13 protein-coding genes are annotated in these 13,328 nt (G+C 72.0%); 6 read left to right on the top strand and 7 right to left on the bottom strand.

Annotation, left to right across the window (positions count from 1 at the left end):
* Positions 1-76: 76 nt before the first annotated feature.
* Positions 77-1,081: a tellurite resistance/C4-dicarboxylate transporter family protein gene (locus F7R91_RS17095; RefSeq protein WP_150949660.1), complete on the top strand. Its 1,005-nt coding sequence runs from the start codon at positions 77-79 to the stop codon at positions 1,079-1,081.
* Here F7R91_RS17095 and F7R91_RS17090 read toward each other — a convergent pair.
* A complete protein-coding gene (locus F7R91_RS17090) occupies positions 1,059-1,412 on the bottom strand; it encodes a hypothetical protein (RefSeq protein ID WP_150949658.1) in 354 nt (117 codons plus the stop codon). The genes F7R91_RS17095 and F7R91_RS17090 overlap by 23 nt on opposite strands.
* 349 nt (positions 1,413-1,761) lie before the next feature.
* On the opposite strand from F7R91_RS17090, the gene F7R91_RS17085 reads away from it, so the two are divergent.
* Positions 1,762-2,820: a C40 family peptidase gene (locus F7R91_RS17085; protein WP_150949657.1), complete on the top strand. Its 1,059-nt coding sequence runs from the start codon at positions 1,762-1,764 to the stop codon at positions 2,818-2,820.
* 22 nt (positions 2,821-2,842) lie between these two features.
* Here F7R91_RS17085 and F7R91_RS17080 read toward each other — a convergent pair whose 3' ends face one another.
* Both F7R91_RS17080 and F7R91_RS17075 read right to left on the bottom strand, forming a co-directional pair.
* Entirely contained in the window at positions 2,843-3,586 is a 744-nt protein-coding gene (locus F7R91_RS17080) for a LuxR C-terminal-related transcriptional regulator (RefSeq protein ID WP_150949655.1), read from the bottom strand.
* Positions 3,583-4,875, bottom strand: coding sequence for an ATP-binding protein (locus F7R91_RS17075; protein ID WP_150949653.1), 1,293 nt, complete (start codon positions 4,873-4,875; stop codon positions 3,583-3,585). Before F7R91_RS17075 ends, F7R91_RS17080 begins: the two co-directional genes overlap by 4 nt.
* A gap of 179 nt (positions 4,876-5,054) precedes the next feature.
* Here F7R91_RS17075 and F7R91_RS17070 point away from each other — a divergent pair, with 179 nt between their 5' ends.
* Both F7R91_RS17070 and F7R91_RS17065 read left to right on the top strand, forming a co-directional pair.
* A complete protein-coding gene (locus F7R91_RS17070; protein ID WP_150949651.1) occupies positions 5,055-6,488 on the top strand; it encodes a PspC domain-containing protein in 1,434 nt (477 codons plus the stop codon).
* A complete protein-coding gene (locus F7R91_RS17065; protein ID WP_150949649.1) occupies positions 6,475-6,738 on the top strand; it encodes a hypothetical protein in 264 nt (87 codons plus the stop codon). Before F7R91_RS17070 ends, F7R91_RS17065 begins: the two co-directional genes overlap by 14 nt.
* Positions 6,739-6,786: 48 nt before the next feature.
* Here the strand turns inward: F7R91_RS17065 and F7R91_RS17060 are convergent, their stop codons facing one another.
* Positions 6,787-7,314 carry a DoxX family protein gene (locus F7R91_RS17060; protein ID WP_150949647.1) on the bottom strand — a complete coding sequence of 176 codons (528 nt, stop codon included), beginning with the start codon at positions 7,312-7,314 and terminating at the stop codon, positions 6,787-6,789.
* 156 nt (positions 7,315-7,470) lie between these two features.
* Complete coding sequence (locus F7R91_RS17055; RefSeq protein ID WP_150949645.1) at positions 7,471-8,748, bottom strand: hypothetical protein; 1,278 nt, start codon at positions 8,746-8,748, stop codon at positions 7,471-7,473.
* 189 nt (positions 8,749-8,937) lie between these two features.
* On the opposite strand from F7R91_RS17055, the gene F7R91_RS17050 reads away from it, so the two are divergent.
* Positions 8,938-9,819 (top strand): DUF4429 domain-containing protein, encoded by an 882-nt coding sequence (locus tag F7R91_RS17050; protein WP_150949643.1) that lies wholly within the window; start codon positions 8,938-8,940, stop codon positions 9,817-9,819.
* A gap of 63 nt (positions 9,820-9,882) precedes the next feature.
* Here the strand turns inward: F7R91_RS17050 and F7R91_RS17045 are convergent, their stop codons facing one another.
* Positions 9,883-10,677 carry a class II aldolase/adducin family protein gene (locus F7R91_RS17045; RefSeq protein WP_150949641.1) on the bottom strand — a complete coding sequence of 265 codons (795 nt, stop codon included), beginning with the start codon at positions 10,675-10,677 and terminating at the stop codon, positions 9,883-9,885.
* A 171-nt stretch (positions 10,678-10,848) separates the two neighbouring features.
* On the opposite strand from F7R91_RS17045, the gene F7R91_RS17040 reads away from it, so the two are divergent.
* A complete protein-coding gene (locus F7R91_RS17040) occupies positions 10,849-11,343 on the top strand; it encodes a pyridoxamine 5'-phosphate oxidase family protein (protein ID WP_225320678.1) in 495 nt (164 codons plus the stop codon).
* Positions 11,344-11,355: 12 nt separating this feature from the next.
* On the opposite strand, the gene guaA is transcribed toward F7R91_RS17040, so the two are convergent.
* On the bottom strand, positions 11,356-12,936 hold the full coding sequence (guaA, locus tag F7R91_RS17035; RefSeq protein WP_150949639.1) for a glutamine-hydrolyzing GMP synthase: 1,581 nt from the start codon (positions 12,934-12,936) through the stop codon (positions 11,356-11,358).
* Positions 12,937-13,328: the final 392 nt, after the last annotated feature.

Below are 13,328 nucleotides of genomic sequence, written 5' to 3'. Positions count from 1 at the left end.
CGCGCCCGCGCGTCTTTCGGGGCACACGCGCGCGTGCCCCGCTCGCAACGCGGGCGGGGCTCCTTAGCATCGCCCCATGCCCGCCACCTCCCCTCGCTCCCCCCTCCGCTCCTGGTGGGCGCAGCGCCCGCCGACGGCCGGTGCCGCCGTGCTGGCGACCGGCATCGTGTCGGTCGGCCTGCACCTGACGGGGTACGAGGTCCTGTCCCGTATCGCGCTGGCGCTGGCCTGCGCCGCCTGGCTGGGGCTGGCGGCGGACTTCGCCGTACGGCTGCTGCGCGAGCGCGGGAGATGGCTGGCGGAGGCGGCGACACCGGGCGCGCTCACGGCCGTCGCCGCGACCACCGTGCTCGGCACCCGTTTCTCCGCCCTGGGGTGGCAGATCCTGGCGCAGGCGCTGCTGGCGCTGGCCGTACTGGTGTGGCCGTGGCTGCTCGTCCTCGTCATGGGGAACTGGGGGCGCCGTATGCCGGGAGCGGTGTTCCTGGGCTGCGTGGCCACGCAGGGGCTCGCCGTGCTCGCCGCCACGCTCGCCGCGGCCGAGGAGACGGCCTGGCTCGCGCATGCGGCGCTCGTCCTGTTCGGGCTGGGCCTCGTGCTCTACGCCTTCGCGCTGGCCCGTTTCGATCTGCGGCAGATCGCCGAAGGGGCCGGGGACCACTGGGTGGCCGGGGGCGCGCTCGCCATCTCGGCACTCGCCGGATCGACGCTGTCCGCCGCCGACAGCGCCCGCCTGTACCTGTGGAACGAGGACGACTCCGGCGTCCTGCGCACCGTGACCCTCGCGCTGGTGACGCTCGACGTGTGCTGGTACGCCGTCCTGTTCCTCGCCGAGCTGGGCCGCCCCCGGCTGCGCTACGACGTCCTGCGGTGGTCGACGGTGTTCCCGATGGGGATGACGGCGACGGCGATGCTGTCCGTCGCCGCCGTCCTCGACGTCCCGTGGCTGAGAACACCGGGGGAAGTGCTGCTGTGGATCTCGGTGGCGGTGTGGCTGGCGGTCGCCGCGGGGGCGGCCGCGGAGGCCCGCGCCGCTCTGAAGGCGCCGCCCGGGGCCCTCAGGTCCACAGCACCGCGATGAAGATGTTCGCCGTGGTCAGCAGGCCCACCAGGCCGAACAGGCGCTTGTCCACCGTCTCCTCGTCCCGCTTCACATAGACGAGGCCGAGGATCACGATCAGCAGGGCCAGCTTCACCCCGATCTTGATGTTGTTGACGGTGTGGTCCTCGGCCTGATGCAGACCGACCAGGATCACGCCGCTGACCAGCATCGTCAGCGCGCCGTACAGCATCACCGGGACAAAGCGGGCGGTGCCCTGGCCCATCGCCTTCATCTGGGTGAGGAAGCCGCCGAGGAGCGCGGCGATGCCGATGATGTGCAGGCCGACGAAGAGATGGATGAGTACGTCCATGAGGCCGGAGCCTAATCAGCGGCGGCCCATAGCACTCCGGCGCCCCCGGCGCGTCCGGAATCGTCAGTTCGGTCATCACCCTGCGTGAAGTGGAACGCGCTGGACGGGGGTCGCGGTCACATACGGTCCCGCCTCGGTCGGCACCCGGCACTTCTGCACAACGCGTTACCGCACCGACACATCGAGGCCTAGCGTCCTCCCCCAGGTGACCGGCTCCCCACCGCCGCCCGGGCCAGGGGCGGCAGTCGGCCACCACCGCCGAGAAGGTCCGGCGGCGGCCCGTCCCCCTGTGCGGGCCGCCGCCGGACGCGCACACGGCTCGGCCGTACGAAAGGACGGGACGGTCCAGGTGGCAGCGCACCGCAAGCCCCGACAGCGCTCGCTCGGCGGCAGCACCACCCGCACGGCCGCGACCATCGCCCTGGCGGGCGCGGCCACGGCAACGTGCTTCGAGGGGATCGGGCACGCCGAGCCGAATCCGACGCCTGCGCAGGTCAAGGCGAAGGTGGACAAGCTGTACCAGGAGGCGGAGGCCGCCACCGAGAGGTACAACGGCGCGAAGGAGAAGGCGGATTCGGCGGAGCGGCGGCTGAAGGCACTGCGGGACGAGGCCGCCCGCAAGGAGGAGAAGCTCAACTCGGCGCGGGACGCCCTCGGTTCCATCGCGGCGGCGCAGTACCGCAGCGGTGGGCTCGACCCCACGGTGCAGCTGATGCTCTCCGCCAGTCCCGACCGGTATCTGGAGGGCACGGCGTTCGCCGAGCGGGCGGGCGACCGGCAGTCCGGGGCCGTGGCCCGGGTACGGAAGCAGCTCCGGGAGCTCGGGCAGCTGCGCGGTGCCGCCCAGGTCGAACTGTCGTCGCTCAGGTCAGGGCAGGCCGAGCTGCAGCGGCAGAAGAAGACGGTCACCGGGAAACTGGGCGAGGCGAGACAGCTGCTGTCCCGGCTGACGCCGCAGGGCCGGGCGCGGGTCACCGCAGCCGCCGCGGGCCACGCCTCGCGGTCGGCCTCGGACACGCGGGACGCCCTGACGGCCGCCGGTTCCACGGCGGCCCCCAACTCCCGTGCGGTGGCCGCCGTCGCCTACGCCTACAAGAAACTCGGCAGCCCCTATGTGTGGGGCGCGACGGGACCGGACGCATTCGACTGCTCCGGCCTCGCCCAGGCCGCCTACCGCGCGGCCGGCATCTCCCTCCCCCGCACCACGTACGCCCAGATCAACGCGGGCCGGCGCGTCGCACGCTCCGAACTCCGCCCCGGCGACCTGGTGTTCTTCTACTCCGGCATCAGCCACGTCGGCATCTATGTGGGCAACGGCCGGATGATCCACGCCCCGAACCCCTCGGCACCCGTGCGCCTGGCCCCGATCGACGAGATGCCGTTCGCGGGCGCGACCCGGGTGGTGTGAGTCCCGCGCCGGCGGGCCCGGCTCACACCAGCCGTCGTGCCGTCGCCCACCGGGTCAGCTCGTGCCGGTTCGACAGCTGGAGCTTCCTCAGGACCGCGGAGACATGGGACTCGACCGTCTTCACCGAGATGAAGAGCTGCTTGGCGATCTCCTTGTAGGCGTAGCCCCGGGCGATGAGCCGCAGCACCTCCCGCTCCCGCTGGGTGAGGCGGTCGAGGTCTTCGTCGACGGGCGGGGCGTCGGTGGAGGCGAAGGCGTCGAGGACGAAGCCGGCCAGCCGCGGGGAGAAGACCGCGTCGCCCTCCTGGACACGGAAGATGGAGTCGACCAGGTCGGTGCCCGTGATCGTCTTCGTCACATAGCCCCGCGCTCCGCCGCGGATCACCCCGATCACGTCCTCCGCCGCGTCCGAGACGGACAGGGCGAGGAAACGGACGGGCTGCTCCGCGTCCGCCATCAACGGGGCGCAGCGGCGCAGCACTTCGACCCCGCCGCCGCCCGGGAGGTGGACGTCCAGCAGGACCACCTCGGGCCGGGTCGCGGTGATGACCGTGACCGCCTGGTCGACGTCCGCGGCCTCGCCGACGACCTCGACCCCGGTCTGCTCGGTCTGGCCGATCTCGGCCTGGACGCCCGTACGGAACATGCGGTGGTCGTCGACGAGGACCACGCGTACATGCCGCGCGGCGGCGCCGCCGCCCGCGGTCTGACCGGATTCGGCCTCCGCCGCTCCCGTCGTACCGTTCGCCTCGGTCGGGTCGCTCATGACGTGTTCTCCGCCCTCTCCATCTCCAGCTCGACCTCCGTGCCGCCGCCCGGCACCGCGCGCAGTCGCGCCGTGCCTCCGTTGCGCGCCATGCGGCCGATGATCGATTCTCTGACGCCCATGCGGTCGGCGGGTATCGAGTCGAGGTCGAAGCCGGGGCCCCGGTCGCGCACGGACACGAAGACCGTTCTCCCCTCGACTTCGGCGTAGACCTGTACGGCGCCGCCCTCGCCACCGTACTTGGCGGCGTTCACCATCGCCTCACGTCCGGCCTGCATCTGCGCGCCGATTCTTTCGTCGAGCGGGCAGTCGCCGACCACGACGACCTCTATGGGGACGCCGTGCTTGTCCTCGACCTCGGCGGCGTTGCGGCGGACGGCGTCGGCGACGCTGGTGGGTTCGTCGGCCTCGTCCTTGCCGGTGCCCTCCGGCTTGTAGAGCCAGGTGCGCAGGTCACGCTCCTGGGCGCGGGCGAGGCGGCGCACTTCTGCCGCGTTCTCCGCGTTCCGCTGTATCAGGGTCAGGGTGTGCAGCACCGAGTCGTGGACATGGGCGGCGACCTCCGCGCGCTCCTGGGCGCGGATACGCATCAGACGCTCCTCGGAGAGGTCCTGGGTCATCCGCACCAGGTACGGGCCTGCGAGGAGCGTTATGCCGACGAGGACCGCGAGGGCCGCCTGCAGGACCGAGCCGAGATGGGCGGCGGAGCCCTGGAGGACGAAGATGCCGGAGACGCCCGCCGTCACCAGCAGCACGCCGCCCACGGATCTGAGCAGGGTGACCGTGCGACGGCGGCGGCCGACCTCGGCCCAGCGGGCCCGGCGCGCGTTGTCGGCCTGGCGCCAGACGAGGGCGACGCCCGCGCCGACGAGCACGGCGGGCAGAAGGTACGCCTTGGCGCCGCTGCCCAGATTGACGCTGCTGACGAAGGCCATGGCCACGACGACCATGAGGAGCAGGGCCACGATCTGGCCCTTGTCCGGCTTGCGGGCCACGAGTCTGCGGCGGCCGTCGGGCGAGGTCTCGGCGGTGACGAGGGACGGGGGCCGCTGGTCGCCGACGCCGCCCACGCCGAGCGGCACGAAGAACCAGAACGCGGCATACAGCAGGGCGCCGAGGCCGTCCGCCATGAACAGGCCGACGAAGACGAGCCGCACCCAGATCACGGGCAGCCCGAGGTGTCCGGCGAGCCCCCGCGCCACACCACCGAGCCAGCGTCCGTCGCTGCTGCGGTAGAGCTTGCGCGGCGGCCGCGGTTCAACGAGTGGCGCTGCTGCGGCTTCCGGCATGTCATCGATCCTCACACGGCCGGAGAGCCGGAGCATCAGGGTCGACCCCGGAGACTCCCCTGATCTCCGAGCGGCGGCCCGGTCGAACGGCTCCCCGGCACCGGCTCAGGGGCGATATCAGGGTCCGACCAGGGTCGTTCCGACTGCCGCGGCGGCGATGCGCCCGTCACCATGGACACATGACAGAGCACCAGCACGCCGCGACGGGTCCGGGACCCGGCTCCGGCCCTCGCCCGGCGGCCCCGGGCGGCGGGCCGCAGGATGCCGCACCCGCCGCGGCCGACGGGCCGCAGGACCCCCCGGCCGCGGACGCGGCCGCCGTCGGCGAGGCCGGTGCGGCCGGGCCGCCCCACAAGTTCCGGCGCGACCGCCGCCACAAGACGGTCGCGGGTGTGTGTGCCGGGCTGGGTCGGCAGTGCGACATGGACCCGGTGATCTTCCGGATCACGCTCGCGGTGCTCGCCGCGACGGGCGGCATCGGCCTCATCTTCTACGGGTTCGCCTGGCTCTTCGTCCCGTACGACGACGAGGACCAGAACGAGGTGCGCAAGCTGCTGACCGGCCGCGTCGACGGCCAGGCCCTGGCCGCCGTGCTGTTCGCGCTGGTCGGCTGCGGGGTGTTCCTGACGATGCTGAAGAACGGCGGGGTGCTGGCCTTCGCCGTCGTCCTCTCCCTTCTGCTCGCGGGCGCCGGGTACTGGTCGCAGCACCGGAGCGCCCCCGACCCCGACCCGCTGGCCGCGCAGGCCGTCGCCGACGCCCCGCCCGAGGCGCAGGCGCCGCCGGTGCCCGCCGCGTACCCGTCCTGGTGGCGCGACCCCATCGTCAAGGACGGCACTCACGAGGGCGGCACGGGTTATCTGTGGGGCCCGAGGGACTCCCGGGACCGCGACATCGCGGCAGCCGTCAGCATCGGCCGGGGCTACGAGCGGGGCCGCTGGGACATACGCACCCCGCCCGCCCAGCAGCCGAGGCAGCGCGGCCCCCGCGGGATCGGCGGCCGGGTCTTCCTGCTGGCCCTGCTGGCGGGCGGCCTCGGCACGGGTCTGACGTGGGACCACCAGGCGCTCGGCACCAGCCTCCAGACCGGTCTGGCCTGCGCGCTCGCCGTGTTCGGCCTGGGCATCGCGGTCAGCGCGTTCCTGGGGCGCACAGGGGCGGGCTCGGTCTTCCTCGCGATCATCACGGCAGGCCTGCTCGCCGCTTCGGCCGCGCTGCCCAAGAACATCGGCACGGACTGGGTGCGCACCACCTGGCGGCCCGCCGCGGTGGCGGACGTCCAGCGGAAGTACGAGCTCGGCACCGGCGTCGGCACCCTGGACCTGACCCGGCTGAACCTGGCCGAGAAGCAGACGGTGGAGTCGAGGGTCCAGGTGGGCGTGGGCAGGGCGAGGGTGATCGTGCCGCCGGACATGACCGTGAAGCTGCACATCGACGTGGGGGTGGGCGACATCCAGATGCCGGGCGACAAGGAGAAAGACGTGGACGTGGAGCCCGGCAGGTACAAGAAGGTGACCCTGTCGCCGGCCTCGGGCGGCAAGAGCAAGGGCACGCTCGACGTCGATCTCCAGGTGGGCCTCGGACAGGCGGAGGTGAGCCGTGCTGCGTCATGAGTTCCAGCCCGGGAGGCTGGTCGCCGGTGTCGTGCTCACCGTCGCGGGCGGCCTCTACGCCGGTGACGCGGGCGGCCTCTGGGACACCCCGTGGTTCGTGGTGATCCCGCTCGTCATGGGCGGCCTCTGTCTGGCAGGGGCGGTCGGCATCCTCGCCGGGGGCATACGCCGACGCCGCGGCCGGGGCCGTGCGGCCGGGCCGGGCGACCTGGGCGGCCGGGCGGAGGCTCAGCCGAACGCGGGAGGCTGAGCCCCGCCCCGGGGAGCTGCCGGCAGCGAGCCACCGGCGGCGGAGCTGTCAGTAGCCTCCCGCGCGCTGCCGTCGTCGGTTCCGCAGAGCGGCGTCCACGGAGAACATGGAGGCGCCCGCGAGGATGAGAGGGATCCAGGACATCAGATAGGGCAGGTCGTTGCCGAAGTAGTAGGGGTCGGAGGCCCAGCTGACGGTCAGCCACAGGCTCAGCGAGATCAGCGCACCGCCGAGCGCGGCCAGGCGGGCGAGCAGTCCGATCAGGGTGCCGATGCCGACGGCCAGCTCACCGAAGGCGATGGCGTAGCCGAAACCGACGGGACTCTTCAGCGCCAGGTCGACCAGGGCCGGGATGGCCGAGGAGTCGCGGACCCCGCGCATCGTCTCGCCGATCGAACCGGCGCCGGAGCTCTTCATGAAGGCGCTGTCGGTGAGCTTGTCCAGGCCCGCGTAGGTGAAGGTGACGCCGAGGAAGATGCGCAGCGGGAGCAGGGCGTAACGGGAGGCGGTGTCCCGCCAGTTCCGGCCGCCGTCCAGATAGGTGGATTGCGTGTCCGTGCGAATGCCGTGAGTCATCGTTCCTAGCCGCCTCTCGCCGCCGTGCCGTGACCCCCCGCAAAACGATACGTACGACGGAGAAGCTCCGCTCAATCCTGTCCGGGTCGTTTTTCCGGCTTGCCCGCTTCGGCTCAGCGTTTCCCGGGCCGCGCCGGATGCCGGTCAGTCGGTCGGTCAGTCGGTCACGTCGATCGTGTACCGGTTGGTCTCGGCCCCGGCCGCCGTGACCACCTGCACCTCCACCCGCCCGGGCTCCACGTCCGCCGGCACCGGCAGGGTCAGCACGGTGTCCGTGGGGTTGCTGAAGCCCCCGGTCACCGGCACGAGCGGCACATGCACATGCACGGGTCCGATCCGTACGACCATCCGGGACAGCCGGTCGGCGGTCTCCGCGCCCGGCGGGACGAAACCCGCCCCGCGGATCTCGATGTCGTCGCCGGTGCGGATCGGCGCGTCCAGATCGCCGGCCTCCCTCGACCGCACCACGGAGAGGATCACCGGCCGGCCGCCCTCGGCGTATTTGCCCGCCACATAGGTCGCCGCCGACACCAGCACCACCACCGCCAGCCCCCACGGCAGATCCGGCAGCTGCTCCGGCCGCCGGGCCAGCCGTACGGCCGAGAACACCAGGGCGACCGCGCCGATCACGACGTACTGGATGTCGGCGAAGGTGCCGCGGCCCGCGTCGTCGGTCAGCAGGTCGGCGGCCCTCGGCCGGTCGGCGCGCACCTTCTGCAGCCGCTGCCCCAGCACCCGCAGCCCGACCACCCGCCGTACCAGCACGGCGATGCCGCACACCACGGCGAGCACGGTCACCATGCCCGCGCCGCGGGCGAGTTCGAGCCCGGAGATCAGCCTGTCGCGCTCGGAGTGTCCGGAGGCCGCGGCGAGGCGCCCCGCCAGCACGAGCACGGCGTAGGCGACGAACAGCACCCAGGCCGCGGCCACCGCGCGCGAGGTGGACAGACGGTTGTCCTCACCGATCACGGGCGCCAGCGCACCGCCCCGCGCGCGATGGAAGCACGAGGCCGCGGTGAGCGCGCCGGCCACGACCAGGGCCGCGAGCAGTCCGGCGGTGCGCGCAGCGGTCCAGCCCGCGCCGATCGCCGTGAGGGCCTGCGCCAGGAGCAGCAGGACGACGCCCGCCCACACCGTGTACGCCGTGCGGCGCCACAGTCGCGCGAGCCATGCCTCGCCCTCGGCCCGCCCGCGCTCGGCGACGAGTTCGGCGGACTGCGTGAGTTCCTCCGAGACCCACTGCCGGGAGGCCGAGGCCGAGTGGGCCACGGCCGCCGGCAGCCCCTGTCCGGCCGCGAACCCGTCCCGTTGCAGCAGAAATTCGGCGACGGCCCGCCGGTGCCCCGCTCGTGCCCCGTGCGGGCAGTCCCCGCAAGTGCAGCCACCCCCGTGGGCGCTCGCGTCCACGCCCTGTCTCGCCTCCTGCACCGCCACGCCCGACGCCCGCCTTCCCCGCGATCTCGTGACCGGCGGCCCTCGACGGGTCCCCTCACCGGCCTGCGAACAACTCCCCTGCGATGACAGCGAATTGTGCCCCATCACATACCGTCCGTGTCCGGCAGGTCCGGTACGGCGGCGGTGAAGCCGGGACCGCCGTGTTGACCGGGCTGCGAGAATTCCCCTATGGCCGAGATCATCCAGCGTGACGGGACCTGGGCCTTCGACGGCAGCACGGTCAGGATCACGCCGGGACTGCATCGCTCCGTGCCGCTGTTCCGGCAGACGTACGGAGAGGTCGCCGTGCCGCTGGAGGCCGTCTCCGGGGTCGTCTTCGAGCCGGAGCGCAAGCGCGGGCGGCTGCGGATGCGACTGCGCGAGGGCGCCGACCCCCTTCTCCAGGCGACCGGCGGCCGGCTGCCCGGCCCTGCGGACCCGTACCAGCTGGTGGTGGACGTCGACCGGTCCGGCGTCGCCGAGTACGTGGCCGAGGAGATCCGCCACGCCCTGCTCCTCGACCAGATCCCCAAGGAGCCCACCCGGACCTATCTGCTGCCGGGCCCGCCGGTGCCGGTCTCGGTCCGCTCCTCCGACGGCACGATCTCCTTCGACGGCACACAGGTGCGGATCGACTGGGCCGACACCTCCGACCGGGTCAAACGCGCGACCGGCCCGCGGATCATCTCCGTCACCGACCTCGTCCAGGTCGAGTGGCTGCCGAACTCCGGCTACGAGGACGGCTTCCTGCGCTTCGTGACCCGCGAGACCGCGTTCTCCAAACTGCCGCCCGAGAAGGACCCCTACGCCCTGGACCTGTGGGGCAGCACCCGCCGCGATCTGCTCACGGCCCTGGTCGCCACCGCGGTCACGGCCCGGCTGCCGCACCCCTCCGCCCACACCGGCGACCTCGCGGACCGGCCCCGTCCGGCGGCGTCCGTGCCGCCCTCGGCCGACCATCACGACGTCCTGCTGCGCCGGCTGCGCGAGTTGGGCGAGCTGCACCGGGACGGGGTGCTCACGGACGAGGAGTTCGCGATGACGAAGGCGGTGGTGCTCCGCGGGTTCTGACACCTCGGGCGGCTCGCTCAGCCGAGCAGATCCGGCTCCCTGAACTGAGCAGATCCGGCCCCCTCAGCTGAGAAGGTCCGGCTCGCTGCGGCTGATGTCCTGCCACATGGGCTGGTAGTTGATCCACGCGACCAGGTCCCCGCCCAGCTGCTCCCGGGTCGCCACCGCCGCCTTGTGGTCGATGAGGAGGGGCCGGCCGGCCGCCTTCGCCATCAGCTGCACCTGGCAGGAGCGTTCCATGGACACGAACCACCAGGCCGCGGCGTCCACCGAGTCGCCGACCGTCAGCAGCCCGTGGTTGCGCAGCACGACCGCCTTGCGCGAGCCGAGCGCGGTCGCGATCCGCCGCCCTTCCTCCGCGTCGACGGCGACGCCGGTGTAGGCGTCGTAGAGACTGTGATCCTCGTAGAAGGCGCAGCTCTCCTGGGTGAGCGGGTCCAGCAGATCGCCGAGCGCGGACAGCGCCCGGCCGTGCACCGAGTGGCAGTGGGCGACCGCGACGACGTCCGGACGGGCCGCGTGGACCTGGACATGCACGGTGAACGCGGCCTGGTTGACGTGGTAGCGACCCTCGATCACCTGCCCGTCCGCGTTGGCGAGGACCAGGTCGCTCACGGTGACGTGCTTGAACGGCATGCCGAAGGGGTTGACCCAGAAGCAGTCGCTGAACTCCGGGTCGCGCGCGGTGATGTGCCCCGAGACCCCGTCCTCGAAGCCGAGTCGCCCGAAGATCCGCAGCGCGCCCGCGAGCCGCTCCCTGCGGTGGCGGCGCTCGTCGTCGACCGAGTCGTGCATCGGCGGCATGGCGAACTGCAGCTGGTCGCTGGGCAGCGGCAGCGGTGGGGTGGGCCCGTGCATAGGTCCTCCAGCACTGGGATTGCTTTACGGGCGGAAGTTACCGTCGGTCAGCGAAGGAGGACAGGGATGTTATGCAAAGATGACGTGCGCAACGCAGATGCGACAACGCCGGCCGGCCGACCACCCGATTACCGGACAGAAGATGTCGGGTAGGGGCGCGAGACTCGTCGTATGAGTCATACGAGTCGTATGGGCCGTACGAACTGGGCAGCCTTCGTCGCCGCCGCGCCTGATCTCGCCAGAACCGTCGAAGAGCGCTTCGGTGCCTTCACGCACCACGTCCTCGCGACCCTTCGCAAGGACGGCTCGCCCCGCACGACCGGGCTGGAGGTGCGGTTCCTGGACGGCGAGCTGTGGCTCGGCATGATGCCGGACTCGCTCAAGGCCTTCGACCTGCGCCGCGACCCGCGCTTCGCGCTCCAGGCGAACCCCGGGGAGGGCACCGGCATGGGCGGCGGGGACGTGCGGGTCAGCGGGCGGGCCGTCGAGGTCGACGATGCGCGGGTGAAGGCCGCGTACAGGAAAGAGGTGGAACCGCCGGAGCCGTTCCACCTCTTCCGCACCGAGCTGACGGAGGTCGTACGGACCTCCGTCGAGGACGACACGTACCTGGTCGTCGAGGTCTGGAAGCCCGGAGCGCCGGTGCGCGCGCTCAGACGGACCTGAGCCCGGCAGGGCTCACTCCCACTCGATGGTCCCCGGCGGCTTCGAGGTCACATCGAGGACGACCCGGTTGACGTCGGCGACCTCGTTGGTGATCCGGGTCGAGATCTTCGCGAGGACGTCGTACGGCAGACGTGACCAGTCGGCCGTCATGGCGTCCTCGGAGGAGACCGGACGCAGAACGACGGGGTGGCCGTAGGTGCGGCCGTCGCCCTGGACGCCGACGCTGCGGACGTCCGCGAGCAGGACCACCGGGCACTGCCAGATGTCGCGGTCGAGGCCGGCCGCCGTCAGCTCCTCGCGGGCGATCGCGTCGGCGTCGCGCAGCAGGTCGAGGCGGTCCTTGGTGACCTCGCCGACGATACGGATGCCGAGGCCGGGGCCGGGGAACGGCTGGCGCTGGACGATCTCCTCCGGCAGGCCGAGCTCCTGGCCGACCATGCGGACCTCGTCCTTGAACAGCTTGCGCAGCGGCTCGATCAGCCGGAACTCGAGGTCCTCGGGCAGCCCGCCCACGTTGTGGTGGGACTTGATGTTGGCGGTGCCGGTGCCGCCACCGGACTCGACCACGTCCGGGTAGAGCGTGCCCTGGACGAGGAACTCGACCGCGGGCCCCTCGTCCGCGATGATCTCCGCCTGCGCCTGCTCGAAGACCCGGATGAACTCCCGGCCGATGATCTTCCGCTTCTCCTCGGGGTCCGAGACCCCCTTGAGGGCGGTGAGGAAGCGCTCCTCCGCGTCGACGACCTTCAGCTGCACGCCGGTCGCCGCGACGAAGTCCTTCTCGACCTGCTCGGTCTCGCCCTTGCGCATCAGGCCGTGGTCGACGTACACGCAGGTCAGCTGGGAGCCGATGGCCTTCTGGACCAGGGCCGCGGCGACGGCGGAGTCCACGCCGCCCGACAGACCGCAGATCGCGCGCTTGTCGCCGACCTGTTCACGGATCAGGGCGACCTGCTCCTCGATCACATTGCCCGTGGTCCAGGAGGGGGTGAGGCCCGCGCCGCGGTAGAGGAAGTGTTCCAGGACCTGCTGGCCGTGCGTGGAGTGCATGACCTCGGGGTGGTACTGGACGCCGTACAGCTTCTTCTGGTCGTTCTCGAAGGCGGCGACCGGGACGACGTCCGTGGAGGCCGTGACGGTGAAGCCCTCGGGGGCGGCGGAGCAGGCGTCGCCGTGCGACATCCACACCGACTGCTCGTCCGGCGTGCCCTCGAAGAGGGTGGAGCCCGACTTCGAGACGTGCAGCGGCGTACGGCCGTATTCGCGGGCGCCGGTGTTGTCGACGGTGCCGCCCAGGGACTGCGCCATCAGCTGGAAGCCGTAGCACATGCCGAAGATCGGGACGCCGGACTCGAAGAGCTCGCGCTCGAGGCGGGGGGCACCCTTGGCGTACACCGAGGAGGGGCCGCCGGAGAGGATGATCGCCGCTGGGTTCTTGGCGAGCATCTCCGCGACCGGCATGGTGCTCGGCACGATCTCGCTGTAGACCCGGGCCTCGCGGACGCGACGGGCGATGAGCTGGGCGTACTGCGCACCGAAGTCGACGACCAGGACGGTGTCGGGGGCGGCGGCAGCGGAAGTCGCTGATGACACGGGTTGCCTTCCGGCGGCTGGGCGGAGTTCTGTGCTAGCCGATTCTACCGAGGTGGGCGGGGGTGACGTCCCCTCGCTGCCGGAGGCTGCCGCCCCCGGACCCCCGCTACGTCCCTGAGCGAACCTCGTCCTCGAACGCCGGACGGGCTGACATCGCGGTGAACGGCAGCGAAAACCTCCGTCTCAGGATGCGAACTGCGTTGGCCACCATCCGTCACCCCGGCATACTGGCCCCATGCTCAAGCACCCGACCTTCCTCTTTACCTATGGCACCCGGCCCGCCGGCTGCCATAGGTAGTGCTGCTTGAGCTCCTGACAAGCCACTTCCCAGGCGCCCCGGGCCGACAAGGCCCGGGGCGCCTGTCGTTCCCGGGTCATGCCGCTCCGGGGCA

Origin of the sequence: Streptomyces luteolifulvus (assembly GCF_008806595.1) — a bacterium.
GTDB lineage: Bacteria > Actinomycetota > Actinomycetes > Streptomycetales > Streptomycetaceae > Streptomyces > Streptomyces luteolifulvus.
Note: the sequence above shows the minus strand (reverse complement) of the source record. Positions and strands in the feature narration are given on the sequence as shown.